The sequence below is a fragment of the Arthrobacter silviterrae genome, from assembly GCF_011045165.1.
GTDB lineage: Bacteria > Actinomycetota > Actinomycetes > Actinomycetales > Micrococcaceae > Specibacter > Specibacter silviterrae.
On record NZ_JAAKZI010000022.1, the window covers coordinates 47,101 to 68,671 of the forward strand.

At 68.4% G+C, this 21,571-nt stretch carries 23 protein-coding genes; 12 read left to right on the forward strand and 11 right to left on the reverse strand.

Annotated features, from left to right (window positions below):
* The first annotated feature begins 3 nt into the window (after positions 1 to 3).
* Positions 4 to 657 carry a DUF1684 domain-containing protein gene (locus G6N77_RS12850; RefSeq protein WP_165182560.1) on the forward strand — a complete coding sequence of 218 codons (654 nt, stop codon included), beginning with the start codon at positions 4 to 6 and terminating at the stop codon, positions 655 to 657.
* A gap of 81 nt (positions 658 to 738) precedes the next feature.
* Here the strand turns inward: G6N77_RS12850 and G6N77_RS12855 are convergent, their stop codons facing one another.
* From G6N77_RS12855 to G6N77_RS12870, 4 genes are all read right to left on the reverse strand, one after another.
* Positions 739 to 2,313, reverse strand: a complete 1,575-nt coding sequence (locus G6N77_RS12855; RefSeq protein ID WP_165182561.1) for a phytoene desaturase family protein — start codon at positions 2,311 to 2,313, stop codon at positions 739 to 741.
* 30 nt (positions 2,314 to 2,343) lie between these two features.
* Positions 2,344 to 2,853: an HAD domain-containing protein gene (locus tag G6N77_RS12860; RefSeq protein WP_165182562.1), complete on the reverse strand. Its 510-nt coding sequence runs from the start codon at positions 2,851 to 2,853 to the stop codon at positions 2,344 to 2,346.
* Positions 2,846 to 3,139: a DUF503 domain-containing protein gene (locus tag G6N77_RS12865; protein ID WP_165182563.1), complete on the reverse strand. Its 294-nt coding sequence runs from the start codon at positions 3,137 to 3,139 to the stop codon at positions 2,846 to 2,848. The genes G6N77_RS12860 and G6N77_RS12865 overlap by 8 nt, the downstream gene beginning before the upstream one ends.
* A gap of 73 nt (positions 3,140 to 3,212) precedes the next feature.
* Positions 3,213 to 4,388 carry a lactonase family protein gene (locus tag G6N77_RS12870; protein WP_165182564.1) on the reverse strand — a complete coding sequence of 392 codons (1,176 nt, stop codon included), beginning with the start codon at positions 4,386 to 4,388 and terminating at the stop codon, positions 3,213 to 3,215.
* 72 nt (positions 4,389 to 4,460) lie between these two features.
* On the opposite strand from G6N77_RS12870, the gene G6N77_RS12875 reads away from it, so the two are divergent.
* From G6N77_RS12875 to G6N77_RS12915, 9 genes are all read left to right on the forward strand, one after another.
* Positions 4,461 to 5,126, forward strand: coding sequence for an RNA polymerase sigma factor (locus tag G6N77_RS12875; RefSeq protein ID WP_165182565.1), 666 nt, complete (start codon positions 4,461 to 4,463; stop codon positions 5,124 to 5,126).
* Positions 5,123 to 5,377 (forward strand): anti-sigma factor family protein, encoded by a 255-nt coding sequence (locus G6N77_RS12880; RefSeq protein WP_165182566.1) that lies wholly within the window; start codon positions 5,123 to 5,125, stop codon positions 5,375 to 5,377. The genes G6N77_RS12875 and G6N77_RS12880 overlap by 4 nt, the downstream gene beginning before the upstream one ends.
* Positions 5,378 to 5,433: 56 nt before the next feature.
* The gene (locus G6N77_RS12885) at positions 5,434 to 6,318 is read left to right on the forward strand and encodes an AAA family ATPase (protein ID WP_165182567.1); all 885 of its coding nucleotides are present in this window, start codon (positions 5,434 to 5,436) and stop codon (positions 6,316 to 6,318) included.
* Between the two features lie 3 nt (positions 6,319 to 6,321).
* Positions 6,322 to 7,467 (forward strand): vWA domain-containing protein, encoded by a 1,146-nt coding sequence (locus G6N77_RS12890; RefSeq protein ID WP_165182568.1) that lies wholly within the window; start codon positions 6,322 to 6,324, stop codon positions 7,465 to 7,467.
* On the forward strand, positions 7,460 to 8,626 hold the full coding sequence (locus G6N77_RS12895; protein WP_165182569.1) for an XdhC family protein: 1,167 nt from the start codon (positions 7,460 to 7,462) through the stop codon (positions 8,624 to 8,626). Before G6N77_RS12890 ends, G6N77_RS12895 begins: the two co-directional genes overlap by 8 nt.
* An 89-nt stretch (positions 8,627 to 8,715) precedes the next feature.
* Entirely contained in the window at positions 8,716 to 9,258 is a 543-nt protein-coding gene (locus tag G6N77_RS12900) for a (2Fe-2S)-binding protein (protein ID WP_165182570.1), read from the forward strand.
* Positions 9,255 to 11,639, forward strand: a complete 2,385-nt coding sequence (locus tag G6N77_RS12905; RefSeq protein ID WP_165182571.1) for a xanthine dehydrogenase family protein molybdopterin-binding subunit — start codon at positions 9,255 to 9,257, stop codon at positions 11,637 to 11,639. The genes G6N77_RS12900 and G6N77_RS12905 overlap by 4 nt, the downstream gene beginning before the upstream one ends.
* Positions 11,636 to 12,499, forward strand: coding sequence for an FAD binding domain-containing protein (locus G6N77_RS12910; protein ID WP_165182572.1), 864 nt, complete (start codon positions 11,636 to 11,638; stop codon positions 12,497 to 12,499). The genes G6N77_RS12905 and G6N77_RS12910 overlap by 4 nt, the downstream gene beginning before the upstream one ends.
* A 21-nt stretch (positions 12,500 to 12,520) precedes the next feature.
* Positions 12,521 to 13,255: an SRPBCC family protein gene (locus G6N77_RS12915; RefSeq protein WP_165182573.1), complete on the forward strand. Its 735-nt coding sequence runs from the start codon at positions 12,521 to 12,523 to the stop codon at positions 13,253 to 13,255.
* Between the two features lie 60 nt (positions 13,256 to 13,315).
* Here the strand turns inward: G6N77_RS12915 and G6N77_RS12920 are convergent, their stop codons facing one another.
* The 6 genes from G6N77_RS12920 to bioB all read right to left on the reverse strand — a co-directional run bounded on the left by G6N77_RS12920 (position 13,316) and on the right by bioB (position 19,097).
* Positions 13,316 to 13,555, reverse strand: coding sequence for a DUF2188 domain-containing protein (locus G6N77_RS12920; protein WP_165182574.1), 240 nt, complete (start codon positions 13,553 to 13,555; stop codon positions 13,316 to 13,318).
* 141 nt (positions 13,556 to 13,696) lie between these two features.
* Positions 13,697 to 14,419 (reverse strand): dethiobiotin synthase, encoded by a 723-nt coding sequence (gene bioD / locus G6N77_RS12925; protein ID WP_165182575.1) that lies wholly within the window; start codon positions 14,417 to 14,419, stop codon positions 13,697 to 13,699.
* Positions 14,416 to 15,501, reverse strand: coding sequence for a cytochrome P450 (locus G6N77_RS12930; protein WP_165182576.1), 1,086 nt, complete (start codon positions 15,499 to 15,501; stop codon positions 14,416 to 14,418). The genes bioD and G6N77_RS12930 overlap by 4 nt, the downstream gene beginning before the upstream one ends.
* The gene (locus G6N77_RS12935) at positions 15,498 to 16,667 is read right to left on the reverse strand and encodes an aminotransferase class I/II-fold pyridoxal phosphate-dependent enzyme (RefSeq protein WP_165182577.1); all 1,170 of its coding nucleotides are present in this window, start codon (positions 16,665 to 16,667) and stop codon (positions 15,498 to 15,500) included. Before G6N77_RS12935 ends, G6N77_RS12930 begins: the two co-directional genes overlap by 4 nt.
* Complete coding sequence (locus G6N77_RS12940; protein WP_165182578.1) at positions 16,667 to 17,995, reverse strand: adenosylmethionine--8-amino-7-oxononanoate transaminase; 1,329 nt, start codon at positions 17,993 to 17,995, stop codon at positions 16,667 to 16,669. Before G6N77_RS12940 ends, G6N77_RS12935 begins: the two co-directional genes overlap by 1 nt.
* The gene (bioB, locus tag G6N77_RS12945; protein ID WP_165182579.1) at positions 17,988 to 19,097 is read right to left on the reverse strand and encodes a biotin synthase BioB; all 1,110 of its coding nucleotides are present in this window, start codon (positions 19,095 to 19,097) and stop codon (positions 17,988 to 17,990) included. Before bioB ends, G6N77_RS12940 begins: the two co-directional genes overlap by 8 nt.
* Positions 19,098 to 19,261: 164 nt before the next feature.
* Here bioB and G6N77_RS12950 point away from each other — a divergent pair, with 164 nt between their 5' ends.
* Positions 19,262 to 19,912: a TetR/AcrR family transcriptional regulator C-terminal domain-containing protein gene (locus G6N77_RS12950; RefSeq protein WP_165182580.1), complete on the forward strand. Its 651-nt coding sequence runs from the start codon at positions 19,262 to 19,264 to the stop codon at positions 19,910 to 19,912.
* A 114-nt stretch (positions 19,913 to 20,026) separates the two neighbouring features.
* Here G6N77_RS12950 and G6N77_RS12955 read toward each other — a convergent pair whose 3' ends face one another.
* Positions 20,027 to 20,491: a GatB/YqeY domain-containing protein gene (locus tag G6N77_RS12955; RefSeq protein ID WP_165182581.1), complete on the reverse strand. Its 465-nt coding sequence runs from the start codon at positions 20,489 to 20,491 to the stop codon at positions 20,027 to 20,029.
* A 177-nt stretch (positions 20,492 to 20,668) separates the two neighbouring features.
* On the opposite strand from G6N77_RS12955, the gene G6N77_RS12960 reads away from it, so the two are divergent.
* Positions 20,669 to 21,544: a helix-turn-helix transcriptional regulator gene (locus G6N77_RS12960; RefSeq protein WP_165182582.1), complete on the forward strand. Its 876-nt coding sequence runs from the start codon at positions 20,669 to 20,671 to the stop codon at positions 21,542 to 21,544.
* The last annotated feature ends 27 nt before the right edge of the window (positions 21,545 to 21,571 follow it).

Here is a 21,571-nt window from a genome sequence, read left to right on the forward strand (position 1 = left end):
GCCATGGGCAGCGCCGCGAACACGGGTCCGGCAGCGGCAATCGACGTCATGGACTGGCGGCTGCGCACATTCGCGCTGTACGCCGCCGTGCGCAGCACCGCCACGTCCGACGGCGCCGCGGCGTCCCATGCGCTGTGGGTGAGGGAACGCGACAACATGTTCGCCACCCACCCTGCGTCGGCCCTGAACGCCGCGAAGAAGGCCGGATTCGAAGGCCTGAAAATTGCCGCCTACGACCCTTCGTTTCGCTTCGACTGCCGGCTATCCGGCGACGGGGCCGGGGAGGAAATGCTGGTCCGGACCGGCACCGATGGCACGGTTCCGTTCCAGCGGCTGGGCACCTTCGACATCCCCGGCGTGGGCCGGCTGGCAGCGTGGCAGCTGCGCAGTTACGGCGGCGGCATATTTGTGCCCTTCCGGGACGGCAGTTCGGGAAAGCCAGGTGGCAGCTACGGGGCCGGCCGCTACCTGCTGGACACCATCAAGGGCGCTTTCCTGGGGCACGACGGCGGCGAATTCACACTGGACTTCAACTTCGCCTACAACCCATCCTGTGCCTATGACGAGGCATGGGCCTGCCCCCTGGCCGGGCCCGCCAACCGGCTGGCGATCGAAGTTCCCGTCGGCGAGCTGTACCTGCCCGAACTCGCCACCTGACGCGCCAACGGTCACTTAACGTGGATGTTGCAGTAAAACATCCACGTTAAATGCCCGCTCGCGCGAAGTTTTCGCGGGCAGCTACACAGTCCCGAGCTCGTCCAGGACAGCCATGGCAGCGTTGTGCCCGCCCAGGCCGCTGACCCCTCCGCCGCGGCGGGCGCCGGCACCGCAGATCAGGATCCGCTCATGGCCCGTGTCAACGCCCCACCGCTGCGCCGGGGTGGCGCGCGCCGCACCGTCCTCCAGGAACGGCCACTCAAGCGACCCATGGAAAATGTTCCCGCCCGGCATGTTCAGGGCGTGTTCCAGGTCAAGTGTCGTCTTGGTCTCCACGCAGGGAACCCCGGCGGCATCACGCAGCAACAGCTCCTCGACAGGCTCGGCCAGCACCGAATTCAAGGACGCCAGCGCTGCATCCTGAAGTTCCTGCCTCATGGCCTCATTGTTTGACTCGTTGAGCCAGCGGTGGGGTGTGTGCAGCCCAAAGACTGTCAACGTCTGTGCCCCGGTGGCCGCGAGCTCGTCGGAGAGGATGCTGGGGTCGGTCAGGGAGTGGCAATAGATTTCACACGGGAGCGGCCCCGGCATCTCCCCGTCTGAGGCAGCACGGTAGGAGTCCTCCAGGTGCCCGTAGCCTTCGTTGATGTGGAAGGTTCCGCCAAACGCAGCCTCCGCCGAAACAGACTCGTCCCGGAGCCGCGGCAGCCGGCGCAGCATGAGGTTGACCTTGACCTGGGCACCCTCCGGTCCCTGGACACCGGTCATGGCTTCACCCAGCAGCCCCCGCAGCACGGCGGGGGCCACATTGGCCAGCACGTGGCGGCCCCTCACCACCGCCTCGGTGCCGAAACGGCGGTAGCTGACTTCGCCGTCGTGCGTCACCCGAGTCACCTCGGCGCGGGTCAGCAGCTGGGCACCGGCTTCGCGGGCCGCACGCTCGAGTTCGGCGGTGACGGCGCCCATTCCGCCGATGGGGAGGTCCCAGTCACCGGTCCCGTTGCCGATGACGTGGTAGAGGAAGCAGCGGTTGGCGGCGAGCGACGGGTCCTCCAGCGAGGTGAAAGTGCCGATCAGGGCATCGGTGGCGATCAGGCCGCGCACCGTGTCGTTGCCGAAGCGGGCAGTGATGGCCCGGCCGATGGGCTGCTCTATCAACTGGTTCCAGAGGGCGTCGTCACCAAGCAGCACACGGGCCTCGGACCGGGTCGGCAGGGGTTCGCAGACGGTTGGGAAGAGTGCGCGTGCCAGCCGTGCGGTGTCGGCGTGGAATCCGGCCATGGCGTCAAAGTCCTCGCCTGCGCCGAGCCGGTCAAAGGAGGCCCGGCTCGCCGCCGCGTCGCCGTGGTCCACCAGCAGTCCCGCACCCGGGCGGGCCGGGTCAGGGGTGTAGGAGGAGTAACGGCGCCTGGCCAGCTCCAGCTCGAGTCCCAGTTCCTCGATGATGCGCTTCGGCAGCAGGCTCACCAGGTAGGAATAGCGTGACAATCGTGCGTCCACGCCCTTGAAAGCCGTGGCTGAAACCGCCGCGCCGCCAAGGTGGCCGTCCCGTTCAAGGACCAGCACACTTTTGCCTGCGCGGGCCAGGTACGCGGCTGCAGTCAGCCCGTTGTGGCCGCCGCCAACAATGACCACGTCGTGGGTGGTGGGTGCCATGGGCTCACCTTTCGCCAGGGCCGGCCGTGCTCAGCCGTCCAGGAATGCCTCAACGCGGAGGATGTCTGCACGGGCAATGCCCCGCCGGGGATCCGGCGAGATGCCCAGAATACCCCGGCCCAGGAAGGCCATCCACGCGAGGGCGGACTCCTCAAAGCCAAGCTGGTCGTCTATCCAGACCGCGCGCCCCGGGCGGTGGCGGGAAATGTCGCGCTGGATGGCCTCCAGCTTCCACCACTCGCGGGTTCCCTTTTGTTCGCTGTAGCGCAGCACCGGCCAGTGGCGCCCTTCCAGGCCGATGGCGTGGCAAAGGTACTTGGGTGCCATGTCCTCCCAACTGGTCAGCCAGACAAAATGCACGCCGGGGCGGGCGGAGAGCCGGTTGAGCTCCTCCACCAGTTCCGGCGCCCAGTGGACGCCCAGCATGCCAATCTCCACCTGCTCAAACCCCGTCCCCCAGTCCGAAAACCCCTCTGGCCCGAACGGGCAGAGCACCCCGTCAACGTCGAGGTAGACGGTGGCGCGCGGCGCGTCAGTCATCGCCGGTCACCGTGCGCCGCCGCACGCTGAGCAGCTCCATGCCCGGGCGGTACGCCAGGTAGCGTTCCACGGCGTCGAGGACCTCCACCGCGTGGGCCCTGTCTGCGGCCACCAGCGCGGCCCCAATGACCGCGCGCCTGTGCAGCTCCTGGAATTCCACCTCGGCGACGGACACGTCAAAGCGCCTGCGGACTTCCGCAACCACGGGGCGCAGCACGGACCGCTTCTCCTTCAATGACTGCACATCGCCCAGCAGCACATCGCATTCCATCCAGCCGATCCACATAACACCATGGTCCTCCTGCTCTGCGCGCTGGCACAGTGCGGGAGGATCATGGCTACGGCAACGCCAGGCAAACTCAGGACACGGCAATGCCCTCCATGCCGGAGCCGTTGTCCGCCGACAGCCCCGTGACTGCACCCACGCTGGCCAATGTTCCGTCCTGTGCCACCGAGAATTCATCAATGGCACCGGCCCCCGTGGCGAGTTGGTACAGGAAGTGGCCGTCGGCAGTGGAGGCGATGTCCACCGGTCCGGCGTCGGTTGTGGCGGACACCCCGCTTGGCTGCAACAGGCTCAGCCCGCCCCCGGCACCGACCCGGTAACCGGTGATGGTGGCGCTGCCCGCGTTGGCCGCATACAGGTAGCCGCGGGCATTGGTGGTCCAGCACGTTGCGGCCTGGCCGTTGGCTACCGGCCCGGACACCAGGCTCAGCCCGCCCCCGGCACGCAGCTGGTAGGCCGAGACACTGCCGCTCGCGTTGGCCACCTGCAGGCGCCCGCCGGCGTCGAACGTCAAGGCGAAGGGCACAGCCCCGGCCGACGGCGTGACCACGGGCGCCGCCGTCGGCTCACCGGAGCGGCCCAAGCTGAAGACGTCCAAGGTGTTGTGCGCCTTGGTGGCGACCACCAGGTGGGCCCGGTCAGGGCTGATTGCCACCTGCGCGGGGGCCTGCAGGAAAGCGGGCACGTCCGCGTTGCCCAGGCCCAGTGTCCGGGTGGAACCCGGCAGCGGGACAACCCGGCCGTCCACCTCCCGGAATCCGGAGACCGATCCTTGGCCCCCGGCGTTGAGGACGTAGGCCAGGCCTCCGCTGACGGCCACCGACGTCGGGAACAAGCCCCGGCTGGGCAGGACCTCGCGCAGCTGCAGCCGGTCGCCGTGGACCTTGAAGACGGTCACTGTGTTGCTGCCGGCATTGACTGCGAACAACAATTGGGCCGGGGAGTCGAAGGTCAGCGAACCCTGGGAGGCGAGCGGGTCCACGGCGGCGCCTGTTTCCGCGCCGCCCAGCCCGCCCGTGGCATAGCTTCCCGCCCGCGTCAGGGTGCCGGCGTCGGACCGGTCGAAAACCGTCACGGAGTTGCCGGCGGCGCCATTGTTCTGGACGAACACGGCACCGGCCGGGGACCCGTGCCATTCAGGGCCGGCCGCCACGGACGGCACGGCCCCCAGTAGTCCGGCGCCAAAGGTTGCGGCCGCGGCGGCTGCACCCAGGGCGATCTTTTTGATGGTTGCATGGTCAGTGAACATGTGATCTCCTCAGATTATGGTTTCACTGCATGATCAGTGCGCCGGACCGCCGATTCGTTACACGGGCCCAGCATGTCCGCACTGAAACCCGCCCCAATCCAGCCGGCGCTGCAACCCACCGAGCTGGCCTTGGCCGCCCGGCTGATTGCCGGCGACGAGGCGGCCTTCGCTGAAATCGTGGCCGCCTATTCACCTCTCATGCTGCACGTGGCGCGGGGGTTCGTGGCGACGCGGACCTCGGCGGAGGACGTGGTGCAGGAGACGTGGCTGCAGGTCTCCTGCAGCCTGGAGGGCTTCGAAGGGCGCTCCACCCTGCGCACCTGGGTGCTCGCGATCACCCGCAACGTGGGCCGGCGGCATGGGGCCGCGGAAGCCAGGGAGCTGGCCTGGTCCCAGCTGGACGACGGCGGCGGAACCGTCGATCCGCAACGGTTCCGGGGCAGCCAGGATCCGTGGGCCGGCGGCTGGACCACAGCCGGCGCTCCCGTGGCGTGGAGTCCGGAACAGCTCGCCCTGGACGGGGAGGCCCTGACCCTGATGACCCGGTGCCTCCGCGAGCTGCCGTTGCGCCAGCGCACGGTGGTGGAACTGCGCGACGTGGACGGCCTTGACGCCGGGGCCGTGTGTGATATTTTCGGCATCAGTGCCAGCAACCAGCGGGTGCTGCTGCACCGCGGCAGGGCCAAGCTGCGCCAGCTGCTCGAAGACTACTACGGCGGCCGGGAGGCGGCACCATGACACCGTCCAGTCCGCTGACCTGCCGACAGGTGGTCGAAATGCTCACCGACTACCTTGAGGGGGCACTCGCCCCCTCCACGGCGGCAGCCCTTGAGGAACACCTGGCCACCTGCCCCGGCTGCAGTACCTACCTGGCGCAAATCAGCCACACCGTCCGGCTGCTGGGCGCAGTCACCCCGGACGAGCTGCCGGAGTCCACGCAAAAGGGGCTCGTGGCGGCGTTTCGCGGGCTCCGCCCGCCCCGGCCCTGACCGGCCTACGCTGACCGGCCGGCCCGTCATTCCGCCCATGGCCCTATGCTGGTGCCATGACGAAGACGTCCATTGAGTCCGCTGCAAAGTTGTCTGCCATGCTGGCCTCCACCGGCTACCTGGCCGATGAAGGCCTGGCCACCATCGGCTACCTGTCCCTGGCCATGGAGCGCCCGCTCCTGCTCGAAGGCGAGCCCGGCACGGGCAAGACCTCGCTCGCCGAGGCCATTGCCGAGTCATTTTCCCTGCCCCTGATCCGGCTGCAGTGCTACGAGGGGATCGACGCCTCCCAGGCGCTCTACGACTGGGACTTCACCGCCCAGATCCTGCACCTGCGCAGCGTTGAGGCCCGCGGCGGAGGCGGCCTCAGTGCCGCCGAACTGGAGAGCTCCTTGTATGACGGGCGCTTCCTGCTGGCACGGCCCATCCTGAAGGCCCTCCAGCAGAGCCCGGCAGTGCTGCTCATTGACGAAATTGACCGGGCGGACGACGAATTTGAGGCTTTCCTGCTGGAAGTGCTCTCCACCTACCAGGTTTCCATCCCCGAATTCGGCACGGTCAAGGCCGCCACGCCGCCCGTGGTGGTGCTGACTTCCAACCGCACCCGGGACCTCCACGACGCCTTGAAGCGCCGCTGCCTCTACCACTGGATCGACCACCCCGGCCTGGCCCGAGAGGTGGAAATTGTGCGCACCCGCCTGCCGGAGGTGCCGGCGCTGCTGGCCCAGCAGGTGGTCCGGGTGGTTCAGCAGATCCGCGCCACGGACGACATCCTCAAGCCGCCGGGCGTGGCAGAGACCCTTGACTGGGCCCGCGCCCTGCACCAGCTGGGCCGGGCCGAGCTGGACCTTGCCTCCGCCGCGGCCAGCATTGGCGCCCTGTGCAAATACCGGGAGGACACAGAGCGTGTCACGGCGGCCCTGGCCAGAATGCTGGGCTGATGCATGCCGGAGAGCTCAACCCTCCTTGAGGCCGCGGGCCCGCCCGGGCACAGCGCCGAGGAAATCCTGCTGGCATTCGCCGCAGCCGTGCGCGCGGCCGGCGTCCGGGTGACGGCCGACCGCGCCCGCAGCTTTGTCGACGCGGCAGCCAGGCTGTCGATGGGGCAGTCGATGCTGTTGCGCGGCAATGTGTTTTGGGCGGGCCGGGCCACCCTCTGCGGCGCCCCCGAAGACCTGGCCACCTACCAGCGCACGTTTGAGGCCTGGTTTGCGCCGCACCACTCCCCGCCGCAGGCCAGCCAGGGTGCCCCCACCACAGTCAGGGAAGCATCGCTGGAGGACGACGCCGGCACGTCCGGGAAGGGCGAGGACCCGGTGCACGCCGTGGCCAGCCGGCGCGAGCTGCTCCGGCACCGCGACGTGGCCACGCTGGACGCCGCCGACCGGGCCCGCCTTAACCGCATGTTCGGCGAGCTGCAGGTTCGCCTGCCCACCCGCCGCACGCGGCGGAAGAAGCTCAATCCGCATGGGGATGTGGACAGGGTCCGCACCCTGCGCGACCAGCTGCGCCGGGGCGGGGAACCGGGCCCGCTGCGCCTGGCCAAGGCCCCCCGGAAGCCGAGGCGGCTGGTGTGGCTGATCGACGTCTCCGGCTCCATGGCCCCCTATGCGGACAGCCTGCTGCGCCTGGCCCATTGCGTGGTGGCTGCGGCCCCGCGGCAGGTGGAAGTGTTCACCCTGGGCACCCGGCTGACGCGTGTGACGGCGGCGCTGCGCGCTCCGGACCCGGACGTGGCGCTCCAGCAGGCCGGGCGCGCCGTCCCGGACTGGTCCGGCGGCACCCGCCTGGGCGAGGTGCTGCGGGCCTTCAACAACCGTTGGGGGCAGCGCGCGGTGGCGAGGGGCGCCGTCGTCGTCATTGCCAGTGACGGCTGGGAGCGGGGCGACCCGGCGCTGCTGGGCCGGCAGGTGGAGCGGCTGCACCAGGTGGCCCGGGCCGTCATCTGGTCCAACCCGCACCGTGGGAAATCGGGCTACGAGCCGGTGCAGCAGGGAATCAAGGCCGTCCTGGCGCACGTTGATTGTTTTATGGGGGGCCACTCGATGAAGGGTTTTGAGGAGTTGTTGGATGTGATGGGCAATGCGTGAAGTGTTGAAGGATTTGCTCGAGGCCGTGGCAGGCGGGCACACCGTGGGGCTGGGCACCGTGGTGCGCACCTTCCGGTCGGCGCCCCGGCCCGCGGGGGCGTCGATGATGGTCGACGCCGACGGCCGGGCGGTGGGCTCCGTCTCGGGCGGCTGCGTGGAAGGCGCCCTGTACGAGCTGGCGACCGCGGTGGTGGAGGACGGCTCCCCCGTGCTGCAGCGCTATGGCATCACCGACAATGACGCCTTCGAGGTGGGCCTGACCTGCGGTGGCATCATGGATGTCTTTGTCGAACCCGTCTCACTGGCCACCTTCCCGGAGCTGCAGGGCGTGGCCGACGACGTGGCAGCCGACCGTCCCGTGGCGGTGGTGACGGTGATCGAACATCCGGACCCGGCCTGGCTGGGCCGGCACCTGGTGGTGCGCCCCGACGGCTTCGAGGGCACGCTGGGCAGCGCCCGCGCCGACCACGCCGTCAGCGACGACTCCCAGGGGCTGCTGGCCGCCGGGCGCAACACCACGCTCATGTACGGACCGGACGGCGAGCGCCGCGGCGACGGCATGCGCGTGTTTGTGGCCAGTTTTGCCCCGCAGCCGCGCATGCTGGTGTTCGGGGCCATTGACTTTGCCGCCGCCGTGGCCCGGCAGGGCAGCTTCCTAGGCTACCGGGTGACGGTGTGCGACGCCCGCGCCGTGTTCGCCACCAAGGCCCGCTTCCCCGTGGCCGACGAGGTGGTGGTGGAATGGCCGCACCGGTACCTGCAGGCACAGCTCGACGCCGGCCAGGTGGATCCGCGCACAGTGGTGTGCGTGCTGACCCACGACCCGAAGTTCGACGTCCCATTGCTGGAGGTGGCGCTGCGCCATGACCTGGCGTATGTGGGCGCCATGGGTTCGCGCAACACGCACGACGACAGGCTGGGGCGCCTGCGCGAGGCCGGATTGACCGAGGCGGAGCTGTCCCGTCTCTCCAGCCCCATCGGCCTGGACCTGGGATCGCGCACGCCGGAGGAAACCGCTGTCTCGATTGCCGCGGAGATCATTTCCCTCCGGTGGGGCGGAAAGGGCACCCGGCTCAGCCACATGGACGTGCGCATCCACCACGAACCCCTGGTTGACGGGGCGCACGGGGACCCGGCCGTGGATTCGAAAGTGCCCTAACTAAAAGCCCCCCGGTGGGGTAACGTGGCTCACATCAGGGCTGGAGGCGGGCAGTCGTGCACGTTTCCCGAAACGATGAGGAGATCTCAATGCCGAGTTCCAAATCCATTAGCGTTGACGTTGACGGCGTCACGTACACCGACGACGTCGAGCCGCGGCTGCTGCTGGTCCAGTACCTCCGCGAACGGCTGGGCAAGACGGGCACATTGATTGGCTGTGACACCACCAACTGCGGCGCCTGCACCGTCCATTTGGACGGTGTGAGCGTGAAATCGTGCACCATGTTCGCCGTCCAGGCAGACGGGCACCAGGTGACCACCATTGAGGGCCTCGCCCAGGACGGCAAGCTGGCCCCCATGCAGGAGGCATTCCACCAGTGCCATGCACTGCAGTGCGGCTTCTGCACCCCGGGCATGATCATGCAGTCCACCTCCCTCCTGAAGGAAAACCCCCACCCCACGGAGACGGAGATCCGCGAGGGCCTGGAAGGCAACCTGTGCCGGTGCACCGGCTACCAAAACATTGTGGCCGCTGTGAAGAGTGTGGCCGACGGCGTGGAATACGGCGACTCCGGCGTTTCCGTGGCCGAGTCACTGGTTGACGGAAACGCCGAAACGGCAGGTGTGTCATGACCGCCACGGCAGAAACCCGGCCCGAGGTTGGCACGGCCCGCCTGCGCAAGGAGGACGCGCACCTGATCACTGGCCGGTCCCGCTTCACGGACAACATGGTGCTGCCGGGCATGCTGCACCTGGCCATGGTCCGCAGCCCCTTCGCCCATGCCAGGATCACCGCCATTGACGTCTCCGCAGCCAAGGCCTCCCCCGGTGTTTTCGCCGTGCTGACCGGCGCCGACGTTGCCGGGGAGCAGGGGAGCCTGCCGAACGCCTGGCCGATCACCCCGGACCAAAAGGCGCCCGCCCACCCGGCCATCGCGGTGGACGAGGTGGCTTTTGCCGGGGAGGTTGTGGCCGTCGTGATTGCCCGCAGCGTGGCCGCCGCCCGGGACGCCGTCGAACTGGTGGACGTTGACTATGAGGAGCTGCCCGTGGTCATGGACCTGGAGGAGGCTGCCACGGACAAGGTGCTGGCGCACACGTCACTGGAGTCCAACAAGTCCGCCACGTGGGTGTTTGACTCCGGTGAGGCCGGCACCGGAACGGCCATTGCGGACGCACTGGCCAACTCCGATGTGGTCGTGGAGCGCACCCTGTACCAGCAGCGGCTCATCCCCGCGTTCATGGAACCGCGGTCCATCGTGGTCGACCCCACCGGCCAGCAGATCACCATGTGGAGCGCCACCCAGATCCCCCACATCCTGCGGCTCATGCTGGCACTGACGCTGGGCATCCCCGAAAGCAAGCTGCGCGTCGTGGCCCCGGACGTGGGCGGCGGATTTGGCGGCAAGCTGCAGGTCACCCCGGAAGAGGTCATCACCCTGCTGGCGGCCCGGCGCATGGGCAAGCCGGTCAAGTACACCGAGACCCGCAGTGAATCCCTGCAGGCGGGGCACCACGGCCGCGCACAGGTGCAGCGGCTGAAGATCGGCGCCACGAAGGACGGCACTGTCACGGGCCTGCACGTGGACCTGCTGGCAGACATGGGCGCCTACCTGGGCCTGGTCACCTCCGGCGTCCCCATCCTGGGTGCGTTCATGTACAACTCCATCTACAAGTTCCCCTCGTACCACTTCGAGTGCCACAACATTTTCACGAACAAGGCGTGGACGGACGCCTACCGCGGCGCCGGGCGGCCGGAAGCCACGTTCGCCATTGAGCGGATGATGGACGAGCTCGCGGTTGAGCTGAACATGGACCCGCTGGAACTGCGCGAGAAGAACTGGATCAAGCACGACGAGTTCCCGTTCGCCACCGTCGCAGGGCTGGAGTACGACACCGGCAACTACGAGGCCGCCACGGCGAAGGCAGTGGAGCTTTTCGGCTACGAGGAACTGCGTGCCGAGCAAAAGCGCCGCCGCGACGCCAAAGAGAAGGTGCAGCTTGGCATCGGGGTCTCCACGTTCACGGAGATGTGCGGACTGGCCCCGTCAAGGGTGCTGGGTTCGCTGAGCTACGGGGCCGGAGGCTGGGAACATGCCCAAGTGCGGGTGCTGCCCACAGGCAATGTGGAAGTTGTCACAGGCTCATCGGCGCACGGGCAGGGCCACGAAACGGCCTGGAGCCAGCTGGTGGCCGACCGTTTGGGCGTGCCGTTTGAAAACGTTGAGGTACTTCACGGCGACACGCAGGTGTCCCAGAGGGGCCTGGACACCTACGGCTCCCGTTCACTCTCCGTGGGCGGGATGGCAGTGCTGGCCGCGGCGGACAAGGTCATTGAGAAGGCCAAGGTCATTGCCGCGCACCTGATGGAGGCCAGCGAGGACGACCTTGAATTCACCAACGGATCGTTCACCGTCAAGGGCACGGACCAGTCAACCGCGTTGGGCGAAATTGCCCTGGCGGTATTCGCCGCGCACAACTTGCCCGACGGCGTGGAGCCCAACCTGGATTCCGAGGCCACCTTTGATCCGGTGAACTTCTCCTTCCCGCACGGCACCCACCTGGCGGCCATGGAGGTGGACACGGAAACCGGCGAGGTCAACGTCCTCAAATATGTCTGCGTCGATGACGTCGGGGTGGTGGTCAATCCGATGCTCGTGGAAGGCCAGGTGCATGGCGGCCTGGCCCAGGGCATCGCCCAGGCCCTGTATGAGGAAGCCGTCTACGACGACGCAGGCACCTTGGTGACCGGTTCCTTTGTGGACTACCTGGTCCCCAGTGCCCCGGACCTGCCGCACTACATCACTGACCGCACCGAAACCCGGGCCACCAGCAACCAGCTGGGTGCCAAGGGTGTTGGCGAGGCGGGCACCATCGCCTCCACGCCGGCCATTGTCAACGGCATACTTGACGCCGTGCGCCACCTGGGCGTGAAGGACATCAAGATGCCGTGCACGCCCTCCCGGGTGTGGCACGCCCTGCAGGAAGCCGAGACCACCGGAGGTGTGCAATGATCCCGAGCGCATTTGACTATGCAGCCCCAGCCACCGTGGAGGAGGCCCTGGGACTCCTGTCCAAGGCGGCCGCCGACGGAAATGACGTCAAGGTGCTGGCGGGCGGGCAAAGCCTGATCCCGGTCATGAAGCTGCGCATGGCCGATCCCTCCCTGGTTGTTGACCTGGGCAGGATCGGCGGGCTCTCCGGCGTCACCGACAATGGCAACTCCTTGGTGATCGGTGCCATGACGCCCCACCACGTGATGGCCACCGACCCACTGGTGGCCCAACACCTGCCGCTGCTGCAGCAGGCCGCGGCCACGGTGGCCGACCCGCAAGTGCGGCACCGCGGAACCTTTGGCGGCGCCCTGGTCCACGCGGACCCTGCCGGCGACATGCCGGCTCCCGTGCTGGCCACCGGAGCGACGTTTGTGCTTGCAGGGCCCGGCGGGGAGCGGCGCGTTGATGCTGCCGACTTCTTCCAGGGCTACTTCACCACGGCCGTGGAGGAGGGCGAGATCCTCACCAGCATCGAGGTGCCCAAGTACACCGGATGGGGTTCGCACTACGAAAAGTTCACCCGCGTGGCACAGCAGTGGTCCATCGTGGCCGTGGCCGCGCTGGTCCGGGTGGAGGGCGGCGGCATTGCCGAGGCCCGGATCGGGCTGACGAACATGGCCAGCACCCCGCTGCGCGCCACAGGGGTGGAGGCGGCCCTGGCCGGGGCACCCCTGACCGTCGAGGCCATCACGGCTGCGTGCTCCCATGCGGGCGAAGGCACCGAGCCGGCCAGCGACCTCAATGGTGACGCCGGATACCGCAAGCACCTGGCCCAGGTGCTTGCCACGCGGGCCGTGCTGGCCGCCGTCGGACTCTAGGAACAGGACTGAAAGGCAGCGATGGAACTCAAGCACCACTTCACCGTCCCCAGTTCGCTGGCGGAAACATGGCACTCCTTCAACCAGCTGGAGGACATTGCCCCCTGCTTCCCGGGGGCCGTGCTGACCTCCGTGGAGGGGGATGCCTTCACCGGCACCGTCAAGGTCAAGCTGGGCCCAATTGCCATGATGTATGCAGGCACTGGCCAGTTTCTCTCCCGTGACGACGCCACCCACACTGTGGTCATCGAGGCTCAGGGCAAGGACAAGCGGGGCAACGGCACTGCCGGGGCCACCGTGACGGCCGTGCTGTCGGACGACGGCGGCGGCGGAACCACCGTTGACGTCTCCACCGACATGAACGTCACGGGCAAGCCGGCCCAGTTTGGCCGCGGAGTCATCCAGGACATCTCGGACAAGCTGCTGGAGCAGTTTGTGCAATGTGTCATCGGCAAGGCCGGCCAGGCTGCCGAGCCGCCGGAATCCGAACCAACGGAGCCGCCGGAATTCGAACCGCCGGAGCCTGCGGAATTCGAGCCACCGGAGCCAGCCGGAGCCGGGACTGATACTCCTAAAGCCGCCGCTCCCAAGCCCGCCGCGAAACACCTGCCGCCAGCGGCACCGGCGGCCGAGCTTGACCTGGGTGCGGCCGTGTGGCCGGTGCTGGCAAAACGCTTTGCGCCGGCCCTGCTCGGGATCCTGGGCGCCCTGGCACTGGCCGTGTGCGTGGCCAGGCGGAAGCGGCGCCGCGGATAGGTCCACACAGCAGCAGGCAGGGGCACCGCCACCACGTGGCGGTGCCCCTGCCTGTACCGGTTAGTTGACGTCGTACTCGCGGTAGGTGTGTCCGTCGAGGGCGTGCATCACAATGTGGGAGGGCCGCTCGCCACACTTCATGTGTGCGGCCGCGACGGCCTCCTTTTGCGTGTGGAACTGCTCGTGCAAGGTGGTGCGGAACTGGTGGAGCTCCCACTTCATTCCGTCGGCACCCTCGCAGGGACGGACATGGTAGACAAAGCGGTGGACGGCCTTCTTCTCAAGCGTTGCAGTGGACATGGAATCCTCCTCCAGATTGGTCAACGTGCTTGCACAGGGCCCCACCGCTCCCATTGAAATGCAGTTGTTGCCCTGACTCCAGTTCACTCCTGCGGGCGGTGATTGGCAAGCAGTGATTTCCACTCGCGGGCACCTGTGGAGCTACACGGGATCAAGCCCGGCAGAGTGGTGGAAAACTTCGGCACAGCTACCTCGGGCAGCCAGGCGCCGGAATTCTGCCGGTTCCAGGGCAGCGGCGCCCGCCGGGAGGCAGGCCAGCAACGGAATGGGCAACGCCTCCAGGAAGTCGAGGTTGCTGCGCTCCACCATGCTTGGCTGGTCCGGCAGGGAGCCCACCACCAGCCCGGCGGCCGTGAGCCCCCGGTGAGTGAGGGCCTCCAGGGTCAGCATGGTGTGGTTGAGTGTGCCCAGTCCGCTGCGGCACACCACCACCACTCCCCCTCCGAGCGCTGCGGCCAGGTCCGCGACGGTGTGCCCATCGCCGTCGAGCTCCACCAGCAGCCCGCCGGAACCTTCCACGAGCACGTGGCGGTGGGTGGCGGCCAGCCTCCGGACGGCTGCTGCGTGGTCCGCCAGCGTGGGCAGGATCCGCCCCTCCAGGGCGGCCGCCGGTACGGGCGCCATGGGCCGGGCCAGCCGGATGCCTTCCTCCGCCGTTGCCGCACCGGACAGCCGCTTAACTTCCGCTGCGTCGCCTGCTTCGTTGCCGGCAACACCTGTTTGAACCGGCTTGTAGACGGCCACCGAGTGGCCGTCGGCGAGCAGTGCGGAGGCGAGGGCCGCCGTCGTGACCGTCTTGCCGACGTCGGTGTCCGTGCCGGTGACCACGGTGACGGCGGAAAAATGCAGGGGCAGGCGGATCATGGTGAGGTCCTTTCGGCGGTGACGGACAGGGGTGTCTGGAAAGAGAGCAGGCGCAGCCACGCGGGTTCCGGGCCGCTCAGGCGCAGGGCGGGCAGTGCCCGCGCGGCGGCCTGCACCACCAGCACGGTCTCCAGCTCGGCCAGTTTGGCCCCGAGGCAGCGGTGCAGCCCGTGGCCGAAAGCCAGCGAATAGGCCGTGGGGGCAACGTCCACCGGGTGCCGGCCGGAGAGTTCAAGCAGGATTTCGGCACCCGCCGGCAACGCCGCGCCGTCCAGGACAGTGTCACGAAGTGCAGACCGGCGCCAGGTGTGGACCGAGGATTCCGTGGCCAGGACGTGGCGCACATGGGCCCTGGCGGCGTCCGCGTCGGCAAGGTCAGCCCACCGCCGGCCGTCGGGGCGGCCCCGGGTTCCTGCTTCGATGCCCCGGTACAGCGCCGTGTTGATCAGCTGGGAGGTGGTTTCCTGCCCCGCGATGACCAAAAAGTACCCGAGCGAGCACGTTTCGGCCGTGGACAGCCCGGCCTCCTGCAGCACGCCAAAGAGCGATTGGCTGCCCTTGCTGGCCAGCACCTCCGCCCGCAGCCAGGCATAAAAGTCGGCGGCGCTGCGGGCCAGTTCCAGCTGCCGGTCGGCGTCAGGCCAGCCCCAAAACAGTTCCAGCGAGTCCCGGCTCCACTGCTTGAGCACCTCCAGCGGCGGGTTGTCCTGGCCGGTGAGCCCGGCCATGATGACTGGCGGAACGTGCCGGGCCAGCGAGTCGGCCAGGTCCACTGGGCCGTTTTCCAGCGCTGCGGCGGTGGCGGCCAGCCGCTGCCGGGCCAGTTCCTTGACGCGGGGCCCGACGGCGGCAACCTTGGCCGGCGTAAAGAAGCGGCCCACCAGCGTCCGCACCGCCCGGTGCTGCTCCCCGGATGCCGAGGCGAGCACCGGCGGCAGGGCAAACCGGGCCCGGCTCAGGATCCTCAGGGCGGCCGGGGTCAGCGGCACCACGGAGGTCAGGGCGTTGCTGGGGGCAAAGTCGTCCGTGCGGCGCATCGCCTCCCGGACCACGGCGGGGCTGCCGACCACGTGGTAGCTCATGACAGGGTCCTTTCCCCGAATGCATGGACGGTTGTGGCGTGGGTGAGCGTCCCTTCGACGGCCCGCCGGACCAGCGCCCCCGCACGTGCAATGCCGCCGGGAGACAGCCCGGCGCTGGCAGCCAGCCGCAAGCGGGAGATCCCGTCCGGGACACTCGGCGGGCGGAAGCAGCCCGCCAGCACACCATGGGAGCGCAGGCTCGCGGCAGCCGCGGCAGCGGCCCCGGCGGAAGCCATGGGGACCGACTGGACAGCGCCGGGCGAGAGCTCAATCATGCACAGCTCCGCCAGCAGCTGTGCATTCCGGTGGAGTGCGGCGGCGAGCTCGGGCTCCGCCAGGACGATGGCGGCCGCCGTTGCCGCGGCCGCGGCGGAAGCAGGGGCCAGGGCCGTATCGAAAATGAAGGAACGGGCCGTGTTGACCAGGTGCTCCCGCAGCACCGCCGGTCCCAGGACGGCGCCGCCCTGTGCGCCCAGCGCCTTCGACAGGGTCACCGTGAGCACCACATGGCGGGCACCCGCCAGCCCGGCGGCATGGACCGCACCCCTGCCGCCGCCGGCAACGCCGATCCCGTGGGCCTCGTCCACCAGGAGCCAGGCGTCGTGGTCGGCGCACGCGGCCGCGAGTGCCGTGAGGCAGGCGGCGTCGCCCAGCACGGAGTACAGGGACTCAACAACCACCACGGCGCGTGGCTGGTTCCTTTCGGCCAGCGCGGTCCGGACAGCGGCCGTGTCGCCGTGGGGCACCGTCACGACGGGTGAACGCGACAACCGGGCCGCGTCCAGCACGGACGCATGCACATGCGCGTCCAGGACCAGCAGCGTGCCGGGGCCCCCAAGGGCCGTCAACACGCCCAGGTTCGCCGTGTAGCCGGAGGAAAACGCCAGGGCTGACTGCGCCCCCGTGAGACGGCACAGCTGTTCCTCCAGGTGGACGTGGACAGGCAGGGTGCCGGTCACAACACGGGAGGCCCGGGCGCCTGCGCCGTGTCGTTTCAGTGCCTCGCAGGCAGCGGCCACCACGCGGGGGTCGCGGGACAGCCCCAGGTAGTCATTGGAGGCGAGGTCGAGAAGCGGCTCCGCCGGGACGGCGTTTCGGACCAGGCCGCGGCGCGCGCGGACGTCGGCGCGGCCCTGCAGCCACTCTTCCATGGCGGGGGCGCGCATCAGCCGTGCACCCGGGCCACAGCCGTGCAAAGCCCGGCACCGATCGCGGCCACATCGCCGGCACTGCTGACATAGGGCGGCATGGTGTAGACAAGATCGCGGAATGGCCGCACCCACACGCCGTGTTCGACGGCGGCGCGCGTCACGGCGGCCACGTCCACGGGCACGTTCAACTGAATGACGCCGACGCCGCCCAGCACCCGGACATGGGCCACGGAGGACAGCCCGGCGGCCGGGGCCAGGGCGGCATGCAGACCGGACTCCAGGGCAGCCACCTGCTGTTGCCAGCCGCTGGATTCAAGCAGCTGCAGGGAAGCAACAGCCACGGCGCAGGCCAGCGGGTTGCCCATGAACGTGGGCCCGTGAAGCAGGGCGCGAAGCGGGGAATCGGTGACGGCCAGCGCCACCGCGCGCGTGCACAGCATGGCTGCGAGGGTCAGGTATCCCCCGGTCAGGGCCTTGCCCACGCACATGATGTCGGGGGTGACGGCGGCCCATTCGGCGGCAAACAGCTTTCCCGTGCGTCCAAACCCCGTGGCGATCTCATCCAGGATGAGCAGCAGCCCGTGCTCGCTGGCCACGCGCCGGGCGGCACGGACGCATTCGGGGGCATAAATGTGCATGCCCCCGGCGCCCTGAAGCACGGGTTCGACAATGATGGCCGCAAGTTCCTCCCGGTGTCTGTGGACAGTGTCTTCCAGGACAGCAATCCAGGCGTGGACCTCGTGGGGGTCGGAGAGCAGTTCGCCGTTCACCAGCCGCGCCTGCGGCGGGCGGGGCAGGAACAGCTGTTCGGCGACCATGCGGGGAAATTCCGCGTGCATTCCGTCCACGGGGTCGCACACGCTCATGGCCGCAAAGGTGTCGCCGTGGTAGCTGCCGCGCAATGCCAGAAAGCGCGTCCGCCGCGGCAGGCCGGTGGCCCGCTGGTACTGCACGGCCAGCTTGAGCGCGACTTCAACGGACACGGAACCCGAGTCGGCCAGGAAGACATGCGCCAGGCCGTCAGGGGCCAGGTCAACGAGCCTCTCCGCCAGTTCGACGGCGGGTTGATGGGTCAGCCCGCCAAACATGACATGGGAAAACTGGCCTGCCTGGCGGGACAGGGCTGCGTCCAGCTCAGGGTGCCGGTAGCCGTGGACGGCAGACCACCAGGAGCTCATGGCGTCCACCACCTCGAAGTTGGTGCCATCAGCGGCCTGCAAGTGGAGCCTGGTTCCGGACGCCGATGTGACAGCATAGGGTGCCGGCCCGTCGAGAGGGGCATACGGGTGCCAGAGGAGCCCGCGGTCCCGCTCCACGAGGGAAGGGGTCCGGACCTTAGGCATTCGGCGCCACCGTGGTGCCGGCGCCGCGCCGGCGGATGGCCGGGAGGGCACCCGGGGCAACCGGCGCGCCCGGGGAGGCACCGGCGTCGTGCATGGAAGCGCCTGCGGACTGCGGCGGGGCGCCCTGGCCAAGGACGGTGAAGCCGGCGTCGGCGATCATGTCCAGGTCGGCCTGGCCGGGCTGGCCCTCGCTGGTGAGGTAGTCGCCGAGGAACAGCGAGTTGGCGATGTTCAGGGCCAGCGGCTGGAGGGACCGCAGGTGCATTTCGCGGCCGCCCGCCATGCGGATTTCCGCTGCGGGGCAGGCGAAGCGCACCAGGGCCAGGATGCGCACGCATTGGGCGGGCGTGAGCAGCCAGGTGCCTTCCAGGGGGGTGCCGTCGAAGGGCATGAGGAAGTTGACGGGGATGGAGTCGCTGTCCAGCTCGCGGAGTGCGAAGACGGCGTCGACGAGGTCTTCGTTGCTCTCACCCATGCCGACGATCAGGCCCGAGCACGGGGAAAGTCCGGCACTTTTCGCGTGTTCCACGGTGCGGACGCGGTCGGAGAATTCATGGGTGGAGCAGATGTCCTGGTACCTGGCTTCGCTGGTGTTCAGGTTGTGGTTGTAGGCGTCCACCCCGGAGGCCTTGAGGCGCTCGGCCTGGCCGTCCTTGAGAATGCCCAGGCAGGCGCAGACTTCAACGTCCGGGTGCTGGTCCTTCAGGCCATCCACCATGCCGGCCACGCGCTCCACGTCGCGGTCGGTGGGGCCCTTTCCGCTGGCCACCAGGCACACGCGGGAAGCGCCGGCGGCGATGCCGCTGGCAGCCTGGGCCAGGGCTTCTTCCGGCTTGAGCCAGGTGTACTTGAGGATTTGCGCTGCCGAGCCGAGCCGCTGAGAACAGTAGGTGCAGTCCTCGGGGCACAGGCCGGACTTGAGGTTGACGAGATAGTTGACCTTGACGCTATTGTCAAAGTAGGCGCGCCTCAAACGGGAGGCGGCGGCCACCACGTCCAGCAGCTGGGCGTCGGTGGATTCCAGGACGGCGAGTGCGTCCTGGCTGGTCAGGGTGGCGCCGGACAGCTGGCGGTCGGCGAGGTCTTGGAAGTAATTGAACACTGTTCAAGTATCAAAATTGGCGGGGCTGTTGTCAAATGAGGCCGTCATGCAGCCGCTATCAGCATGCGCAATTGCCAGGGCCCCGACAGGGCATCGGGCAGGCCTCACATGGGGCAAAATGGGTGGTGTGCCAACCGGCACCGAGACTTTGGAGGGTCCCCCCTATGCCGCTGACGCGTGAGCAGGTCATTGACACCGCCTATGGAATTCTGCGCGACTTTGGCCTGGCCGACTTGTCGATGCGCAGGCTGGCGCGCGACCTCGGCGTGCAGCCGGGCGCCCTGTACTGGCACGTGAAAAACAAGCAGGACCTGCTGGGCGTCCTGTCTGTCATGATCCTGGCGCCGGCTGGTGTTGAGGAGGTGGACGGCAAGGTTTCCCGGAACAGTGGCGGAAGCGGGGGCAGTGGTCCCATCGGAGACGGCAGTGGTCTCTCCACGGGCGGCGTGGCTGCCTCCATTGAAGGCATCCGGCAGGCAGCCAAGGATATTCGGAACGCGCTGTTGGCTGTGCGCGACGGCGCCGAAGTGGTTGCGTTGACGCATGCCCTGGATCCTGGCGCGCTCGCAGCCCTCCACAGCCTGGCTGCCAGCTTTGCAGGTGCCGGGCTGCCGGAAGCCCAGGCCGAATGGGCAGGCACTGCCCTGGTTCATTACATTTTGGGCACCGTTACCGACGAACAGACCCGTGCCGGGCTGATCGACGCGGGCGTGCTGGACGGAATCGTTGACGCCTCCGCTGATGCCGCGGCCTTTGCCTTCGGCCTGGACCTGCTGCTGGAGGGGTGCCGCACAGTAAGCGGTCAGGCGGGCTAGCTTTCGGCGGCCGATTTTTCGATGGGGATGCCGTCGGCGTGGTTGGTACAGCGCAAGCATAAATGGTCACGGTTCCGGCAGCACCCGATTGCCGCCGGACGGTGCGGGACGCCGCTACGCCAGGTGCTTGCGAACCATGTCGGAGACAGCCTTGCCGTCAAAGCGCCCGGCAATCCTGGCCGTGATCGGCTTCATGGCCTGCCCCATCTGGCGCATGGTCAGGGGCCCGTCGGCGGCTTCCAGGCCGGCGATGACCTCCTCCACAATTGCCTGGGCCTCGTCCTCGGACAGCGGCTGCGGCAGGTAAGCCTCAATGACCTCAGCCTCGGCAAGTTCGGCAGCAGCCCGATCCGACTCCCCCGCTTCGTCGTAAATGTGGGCCGTCTCCCGGCGCTTGGCCGCCTCCTTCTGCAGCAGCGAGGTCAGCTGCAGCTCGTCCAGCTCGACCGGTGCCTTGCCCGCCTTCTCCTTTGTCTCAATTTCACCCAGAACGTTGCGGACGGTGGCAAGCGCCACCTTGTTGCCGGATTTCATGTGGGTGACGACGTCGGACTTGAGCTGTTGTTTCAGCGCAGACATTGGCTTCCTTCGATTGCAGGCGTGGGTGGACGTGCCACCGCTCCCCCAATTATCCCCCGTGCCTGCCCCGGCCACATCCCAGCCACTTCCCGGCATCTTCCGGGCATGGACGAGGTTGCCAATACAGGTATTGGCAGTGCCTCCCTGGGCCGCGCCGGCCAGCGTAGGCTGGGTCGCATGGACCACAAGACCGAGATCAGGGAGTTCCTCTCCAGTCGCCGGGCCCGGATCACCCCTGAGCAGGCCGGGCTCCCCGCGTATGGCGGCCACCGCAGGGTCAAGGGGCTGCGCCGGGAGGAGGTCTGCCTCTTGGCCGGCGTCAGCATCGACTACTACGTGCGCATGGAGCGCGGCAACCTGGCGGGGGTGTCCGACGTCGTGCTGGAATCCGTGGCACGCGCCCTGGCCCTGGACGACGCCGAACGCGACCACCTGTTCGACTTAGCCCGGAAGTCGGTTTCAGCCCAACCCGTACGACGGCGGCCATCACCCCGACAGGTTCGCCCCAGCCTGGTGCAGGTGCTGGAGGCAATTCCCGACGCGCCGGCCTGGATCCGCAATGCCCGCCATGACATGCTCGCGGCGAACCCCATGGCGAGGGCCCTGTACGCGCCCATGCTGGCCGATCCCCGCCAGCCGCCCAACACGGCCAGGTTCATCTACCTGGATCCGGCGTCGAAGGACTTTTTCACTGATTGGGACCGGGCAGCCGACGACATTGCCGCCATGCTCCGGCTCGAGGCGGGCAAAAACCCGCGGGACGCGGCATTGACGGAGCTGATCGGCGAACTGTCCACCCGCAGCGACGTGTTCCGCCAGCGCTGGGCTGCCCACAACGTCCGCTTCCACCGGACCGGCTTCAAGCAACTTCACCATCCCGTGGTGGGCAGCCTTGAGCTGAACTTTGAGGCCATGGAGTTCCCTTCCGACCCCGGCTTGACCATGCTGGTGTATACCGCGGCGGCCGGAACCCCCACGGCAGATGCGCTGAAGCTGCTGGCGAGCTGGGTCAGTACGCAGGCACAGTCCGCGCCCTCAACAGCGCAAGGCTAGGGCTCGCCGTCCCTGTCATCTCTGTCT